The 6677-nt window shown below is 46.0% G+C and carries 8 protein-coding genes; all 8 read right to left on the bottom strand.

The genetic code is table 11. From position 1 onward, the window contains the following. A partial coding sequence (locus ACTHSP_RS16330) for a sodium:proton antiporter (RefSeq protein WP_440346457.1) occupies nucleotides 1-335 on the bottom strand: 335 nt, incomplete at its 3' end. A gap of 444 nt (nucleotides 336-779) precedes the next feature. Beyond that, nucleotides 780-1139, bottom strand: a complete 360-nt coding sequence (locus ACTHSP_RS16325) for a YbaN family protein (RefSeq protein ID WP_070632654.1) — start codon at nucleotides 1137-1139, stop codon at nucleotides 780-782. A 14-nt stretch (nucleotides 1140-1153) separates the two neighbouring features. After that, nucleotides 1154-1750 (bottom strand): DUF1415 domain-containing protein, encoded by a 597-nt coding sequence (locus ACTHSP_RS16320; RefSeq protein WP_308111551.1) that lies wholly within the window; start codon nucleotides 1748-1750, stop codon nucleotides 1154-1156. Between the two features lie 117 nt (nucleotides 1751-1867). Next, nucleotides 1868-2350: an Lrp/AsnC family transcriptional regulator gene (locus tag ACTHSP_RS16315; protein ID WP_003684427.1), complete on the bottom strand. Its 483-nt coding sequence runs from the start codon at nucleotides 2348-2350 to the stop codon at nucleotides 1868-1870. A gap of 393 nt (nucleotides 2351-2743) precedes the next feature. Further along, nucleotides 2744-3202, bottom strand: coding sequence for a pilin (locus ACTHSP_RS16310; protein ID WP_070632648.1), 459 nt, complete (start codon nucleotides 3200-3202; stop codon nucleotides 2744-2746). A gap of 143 nt (nucleotides 3203-3345) precedes the next feature. Further along, nucleotides 3346-3891 (bottom strand): pilin, encoded by a 546-nt coding sequence (locus ACTHSP_RS16305; RefSeq protein WP_070632645.1) that lies wholly within the window; start codon nucleotides 3889-3891, stop codon nucleotides 3346-3348. 161 nt (nucleotides 3892-4052) lie between these two features. Continuing rightward, nucleotides 4053-4259, bottom strand: a complete 207-nt coding sequence (locus tag ACTHSP_RS16300) for a hypothetical protein (protein ID WP_070632642.1) — start codon at nucleotides 4257-4259, stop codon at nucleotides 4053-4055. 423 nt (nucleotides 4260-4682) lie between these two features. Beyond that, nucleotides 4683-6677, bottom strand: a 1995-nt coding sequence (gene glnD / locus ACTHSP_RS16295) for a [protein-PII] uridylyltransferase (RefSeq protein ID WP_440346456.1), incomplete at its 5' end; no start/stop codon positions are given.

Raw genomic sequence — 6677 nt, 5'->3', positions numbered from 1 at the left:
CCGCTGACAAAAATACCGCCTGAAATGGTATAGAGCGCCAAAAGCAGCAGGATAAAGGGGATATATTCTTCAACCAACGCGTGGGCGACGGTGTGTACGCCTGCTCCGAAACCAAAGGTTATGATGAATGGCGTTAAAAACAGCAGTGTCCAAAACGCTGTAATTTTGCCGAAGTGATGGTGCCAAATATGGGAGAAAAACAGAGGCCCGAGTGCAATAGACAAGAGAATCAGTGCAAACGGCAGACCCCAAAGCAGGCTTGCGGATGAGCCGTTAAAATCGGATGCCGCAGCAGGAAGGGCGGCAAGAAGCAGTAAAAATGAGAGATAGCGCATGGTATTTCCTTTTTATTCTGTTGCGCCGTGAGGAACTTCGTTGAGAGAGCACGGCGGTGAAATATTCAGGCCGTCTGAAAATATCCAGACGAACTGCGCGGTTGTGTCAGGGGAAAGTATAACGCAAAGCAAGTGTTAAGGGACGGTTTAGAGTGTTGGAATCAAAAGAAATGTTGATACAAATAAAGGAATAAAAGCGATGGGAGTAGTTGGAAGTAGTAAAAAAATGTTTTTGAAACAGGAGCTTGAAATCTTGAAAATAATACTATCGAAAAAATATTTTGAATTAATTTTAGCTAAAATTTACATTTAATTGAATAAATGGAGGCCGTCTGAAAAATGAGGGTTGAATAGTGTGTTTTAGTTCTTACTGATTGTTTTAATGGATAAATTGGGTATGAAAACAAAAAAAACAGGTAAGCAAAAATGCCCACCTGTTTTAATTTATGCTTCCGGCCGTAACCACATCCACACAGCCACGCAGCTACAGAAGACTGATGATACAGCACCAATCCACCAGCGTTCTGGAAATTGCCAAAACATAAACAGGCAAGAAAGGGCCATCATGCCGATAGCGAAGAACTTTGCCTTGCGCGGCACGGCGCCATTATTTTCCCAGTTTTGTATGATCGGGCCGAAATGGCGGTGATGATACAGCCAATTGTGAAAGCGCGGCGAAGCTTTTGCCCAGCAGGCGGCGGTCAATAAAATGAAAGGCGTAGTCGGCAGTAATGGCAGGAAAATGCCGATAATGCCCAAGACAAGCGACAATGCGCCGCAAAAAATCAATAAATAGCGAACCATCTTCCCGTCACCAATTATTTGTTTTCAGACGGCTTGTGATGTGGAAATGGACAACGCGGAATGTCTAATTTATCCCAGCCCTCATGCCCCATTTTTTCCAGTAGTGCGATATTGCGGTCGAAAATTGCCGAGGCATCAGGAAATGCTTCAGCCGCTTTGGCAATACTGTCTTCACGAATCAGATGCAAGGTCGGGTAGGGCGAGCGGTTGGTGTAGTTGCTGATGTCGTCGGCTTCAGTGCCTTCAAATTGAAAATCGGGATGGAACGGCGCAATTTGGACAATGCCTTCCAATTCGTTTTCTATAACCGCATCGTCGGCAATTTCCAGCATTTGGTTGAAGGTTTCAAAATCAGGGAATAGCGTCGGATGAACCAGTAAAGTGGTTTCCAATTCCGAAGCGGGTGTATTGCCCAGAAGCTGCAATTCACGATCCAAGTCCTCAAGGAAACCGTCCAAATGACGGGCTTCGCTGACAACGATGCGAACCAGGTTTTTAACGTGCGGCGCTTTGGCAAACGGGCAGAGATTCAGGCCGATAACGGCTTTTTCCAGCCATTGTTTGGTATGTTCTGAAACAGTATTGGTATCGAGATGGGCGGTGTCAGTCATAGCAAAAGCTTATGTGAATTATTCTTAAAAAGTATACAAGTGTATGGATGTTAAAGCAAACCATTGGAATTCAAAAGGCCGTCTGAACAACAGACGGCCTTTATCAGTTTCAAATCATTAATCCTGAACCAAATGAACCAAAGGCAGAGCAGTCGTGTTTTTAATTTCTTTCAACACAAAACTCGATTGCGCATCTTGCACGCCGTGGTGTGAAAGCAACGTGTCCAAAACAAAATGTGAAAACGCGTTCATATCGGTAAAGAACGCATGGAGCAGATAATCGGTTTCGCCCGTTAAAGCAAAGCAGCTCAATACTTCCGGCCAAGCGCGGACAGATTCTGAAAAATCCTCGCGCGCATCTTTTGCCTTGCTAATTGAAACACGGATAAAAGCCTGCAAACCCAAGCCTAAAGATACGGGAGAAAGCTGGGCCGCGTATTTTTGAATAATGCCCGCATCTTCAAGTTGTTTGAGACGGCGCAGGCAGGGAGAAGGGGAGAGCGCCACCTTTTCAGAAAGTTCAACATTGCTCAACCGCCCATTTTCCTGCAAAACCTGCAGAATCTTTAAATCCGTTTTATCCAAGTTTAGATGAGGCATGATGGTTCTCCCAATGTAGGTAATGTATGTTTTAAAAATGAAAAATGCTTAAAAATAAAGACTTGTATGGTTAAATTATATATTGAGTTCAGATAGGCGACAAATTGTCTTATAAGGAGTGTTGCGAATTTGTTTTATGTAGTGGTGAAAAGATGAAGGCCGTCTGAAACTAATCTAGATCAAAGTTTTATGTCATATTAGGATTGGATATAAAGAGGCCGTCTGAAAATGAATTTCAGACGGCATTTATTTTCGTAATGTGATCATTCAGGCTCTTAATGACCGTGTTTTGGAGAGTTTTGTTCTTTTGCTTTGATTCGTTTTCCGCGTTTGTATTTGGCTTTGTTTGGGGTGTTTTCTTCGCAATGTATTTTTGTGTTTTGGGAAATAAGCTTACAGGCTCTGTTTGCAGGATACAGGAAGGAATTGTGTATCCATGGTGCCACCGCAAGACCAAACTGTTGTGCCTTTAGTAGCACCTGTTTTTGCAAAACTTGGTGTCAGGTGGATTTCAGTATTCTTCACAGGAACAGCAGCTTGATTACCGATGGCGACAACAATAGTGCCGTTATCTTCAATACGGACAATCTTTACATAGTTACCGACTTTATTGTCGTCTGAAGCGAGTTGCTTGATATTGAGGTCAAGCGGCAAGCTGCCTTTATTTGCATAGGCTTCTTCAACATAGCTTTTCATGCTGCCGGCCAGCATAATGCCTTCTGCTACTTGTGCTCTGGCAACATAGTTTTGGTATGCAGGAAGAGCCGCTACTGCCAAAATGCCGATAATGCCGATAACAATCATCAACTCAATCAGGCTAAAGCCGATTTGGGCTTTGCGTAGTTTTTTCATTTTTTTGAGTATGTCGTTTTCTTATTTTTATTTTATAAAGCAAATCCCATAATCCTTATGGGATTTGCTTTGAGTCGAATATCTTTTGTTAGATATTTAAATTAACCACCTGTTCAAGAACCACCTGTTCAAGAACCACCTGTTCAAGAACCACCTGTTCCAGAACCACCTGTTCCAGAACCACCTGTAGTAGCATCAGGACGGCAAGAGGAAGGCAAGAATTTTGTAGCTACGCCATCTGTTCCGCCTGGAGTACTACAAGTCCAAGTAAAGGAGCCGTTAGCAGTTGCACTGGCAGTTGTACCAGGAGTAGCACTGGCAGTGGCAGTAGTGGCATGAGGAGTAAGGGATACGGTTTTGCCTTCAATTTGCTTATTTACGTTATTACTTTTCATTTTGGCAGTAATAACACCGTTACCACCAACTTCTACTTTTTCAACATATTTACCTGTAATATCGGCAGCAGCTGCAATACCAGCCTCTGTATTACTAGTAGGCCATTTACCTTTATCTGCATAGTATTCAACAACAGCAGACTTTTGACCTTCCATCAATAAGATGGCTTCAGAAACTTGGGCACGTGCAGTGTAGTCTTGGTATGCAGGCAGGGCGATAACTGCCAAGATGCCGAGAATCGCGATGACGATCATCAATTCGATCAGGGAGAAACCTTTTTGGATTGCTTTCATTGTTTAAAATTCCAGTTTAAAAATGTGAATAATTGTGTTTAAGTAAAAAGTCCGTAATGTGCTTGGCACTATGTATTATGAGTAAACCATAAGTAAGAAGGAATATACAGCTTCCGTCGGGCTTGCTGCTTTGAGGCTTGGGCCTTATCGGATGTGTTGTTTCAAGCAGTCAGTGTGCCAAGTGTGGAAATTAGGCTGAAAATTTTATTTTTTATTTTTTGTTTATTGTTTTTATTGGGATTATTTTTTAATTTTAAATTTTGTGAGGTTTTGTTTGAAAGTTTCAGGATTTTAGGGAAATTAGGGGGTTGACGTTTTTTGTCAGTTTTGTGTTTTTTGTGACAGAGAGTGTGTGCAAGTTTGGGCATGTGACGTTTTTCGTCAGAAATTAAGCTTGACTCAATAATATGTTAATTGATTTAGATAGACGGTATTTTTATGGATTAATCGGTGAGTTTAATATTTTGTGATTTTATTTTTTTGTTTTTTATGGGTTTTATTTTGTATGCGTATTTTGTTTGAATACGGATAAGGAGAAAATTTGGAAGGAAGGATTTTTGAAGAAGGTTTGGTGTAATAGGTGAATGAAAATTTGTTATTGGAATTATATCCATTTGTATTATGATTTTAGAATGTAGTTTTATGTCAGAAGGAAGTTCTGGTTTTAAATTTTAAGGCTTTGGATTTCTTGAGTGTTTTAGAAGGGTATATTCAAGATGTTTATATTTTTGGGTGCGATTAGGGTGAGCAAAAAATGCTCACCCTATGTTTTTAAGATGTTCAGACGGCCTTTATGGGGTCAAGACTTCGATCAATGCCTGTTTTAGGGTGTTTTGGGTTTGCGGGTCTTGTAGGGATGGGCTGTAGGTAATGAAGCTGTCCTCAATGCGCTGATCCAAGGTGGTTATTTTGGCGTAGCGCAGGCTGATGTTGTGTGCAAAGAAGGTCTCGGCGATATCGGCGAGGAGATGGGGGCGGTTGACGGCGGTGATGTCTATGGTGTGCCAGCCGGGATAATCTTCTTCGGGGGTGATGATTACGGTAGGCGGAATGGGAATGTGGCGGATGCGGCGGCTGATGTGCGGGCGGCCGCTTTGTTTTTGGACGGTGGTATTGCCGTGGATGAAGCTGTTGAGTTCGGCTTCGAGTGCGCTTTGACGGTCGGGATATTCTTCGGGCGGGAGATTGTCGGGAAGTTGCAGGATAAAGGTGTCAAGGATGTAGTCGTGCTCGGTAATGAAGGCACGGGCGGCTTGGATGTCGAAGCGGTGGCTGCTGAAGATGCGGCAGAGGCGTGCGAAGAGGCGGTCGCCATTGGGCATGAATACCATGACTTGAAGGCTGTTGCTTTGGGGGAGGATACGGCTGCGGACGGCCGGACTTTGGGTGTCATAGGCGAGGTTTGCGGTGTGCCAGAGGATTTCCCGCGTCTGATGGCGGACGTAGTATGCGCTGCCGAGGATGCGGCGGAGTTTTTGTTGGTTTTTGAGGGGAACGGCCGCGCGTGTGAGCTGATCGGTCGAGGCTTGTTCGCGTCGGTTGGGGAGGCGTTCGGGATCGTGGTGTTTGCTGTTTAAAACGGCGGCGGTGCTGTGGTAGAGGGTTTGGAGCAGACTGGCGCGCCATGTGTTCCAAAGTTTGGGGTTGGTGCCGCGGATGTCGGCAATGGTAAGCAGGTAGAGTGCGTCGAGGTATTCGCGCGTGGGAATACGGCGGCAAAAGGCTTGGAGGACATGGGGATCTTGGATGTCTTCTTTTTGGGCAACGGTGGACATGAGCAGGTGGTTTTCAACCAGCCATGCGAGGAGGTGGCTTTCTTCTTCGGTGTAGTAGTGGTTGGCGGCGAATTGTTGTGCGTCTTTGATGCCTTCTTTGGCGTGATCGCCGCCACGGCCTTTGGCGATGTCGTGCAGCAGGGCGGCGGTGTAGAGGACATGCGGTCTTGGGTAGGCCTGCATGATGGCGCTGGCCTCGGGCATTTCGTGACTGTGGGTTTCGATGGCGAGACGGCGCATATTGCGGACGACGGTCAGGATGTGGTCGTCTACGGGGTAAATATGGAAGAGGTCGTGTTGGAGCAGGCCGGTGATTTTTTCCCATGCGGGGAGATAGCGGCCAAGTACGCCGTAGAGGTTGAGAAAACGGAGGGTTTGGGTAAGGCCGGTGCCGTGTTTGAAGAATTGGATAAAGCGGCGGCGGTTTTCTGGATTTTGGGTGAAACGGGCGTTGATTTTTCGTGTGGATGCCCACCATGCACGCAGGGTTTGCGGCTCGATGGTGGTGATGTTTTGCTCCTGCATGGTTTGAATGATGGTGAAGATGTGTTCGGGATTTTGCTCGAACAGGGCAAGGTCGTTGGCGGCGATTTGGTGGCCGATGCGTTTGTAGTGGCTGTCGATGGGGTGGATATGTTGGGGACGGCTGGAGGTTTGATGGTTTTTGAGAACCGGAATGAGGATGCCGTTGAGTTGTTTGATGGCTTTGGTGGCACGGTAGAAGGTGTGCATTAGGGCTTCGCTTCGGCCGCGGATGTCGGGTTGGGTATAGCCTAAGCTTTCGGCAACTTGGGACTGGTAGTCGAAAAGCAGCCTGTCTTCGGGGCTGTCGGCAGTAAGGTGGAGATAAATGCGGATGTTGGCGAGCCGGCGGTAGCCATGGGCCAACATACCGGCTTCGGTGCGTGTGAGGACACCGGCGGTAACGAGGGCGGTGGGGTTGCTGTCTATGCCTTGTGCTTTGGCTGTCCAGATAAGGGTGTGGATGTCGCGCAGGCCGCCGGGGCAGGT

It is taken from the genome of Neisseria sp. P0001.S005, from assembly GCF_051963715.1.
The sequence above is the reverse complement of the archived record's forward strand: the minus strand, read 5'-3'. Positions and strand labels throughout refer to the sequence as shown.

Coding starts and splice junctions, on each gene's coding strand:
- ACTHSP_RS16325 (WP_070632654.1), bottom strand. CDS start 1,139: ATGGTTCGCTATTTATTGATTTTTTGCGGCGCATTGTCGCTTGTCTTG.
- ACTHSP_RS16320 (WP_308111551.1), bottom strand. CDS start 1,750: ATGACTGACACCGCCCATCTCGATACCAATACTGTTTCAGAACATACC.
- ACTHSP_RS16305 (WP_070632645.1), bottom strand. CDS start 3,891: ATGAAAGCAATCCAAAAAGGTTTCTCCCTGATCGAATTGATGATCGTC.
- ACTHSP_RS16310 (WP_070632648.1), bottom strand. CDS start 3,202: ATGAAAAAACTACGCAAAGCCCAAATCGGCTTTAGCCTGATTGAGTTG.
- ACTHSP_RS16300 (WP_070632642.1), bottom strand. CDS start 4,259: ATGCCCAAACTTGCACACACTCTCTGTCACAAAAAACACAAAACTGAC.
- ACTHSP_RS16315 (WP_003684427.1), bottom strand. CDS start 2,350: ATGCCTCATCTAAACTTGGATAAAACGGATTTAAAGATTCTGCAGGTT.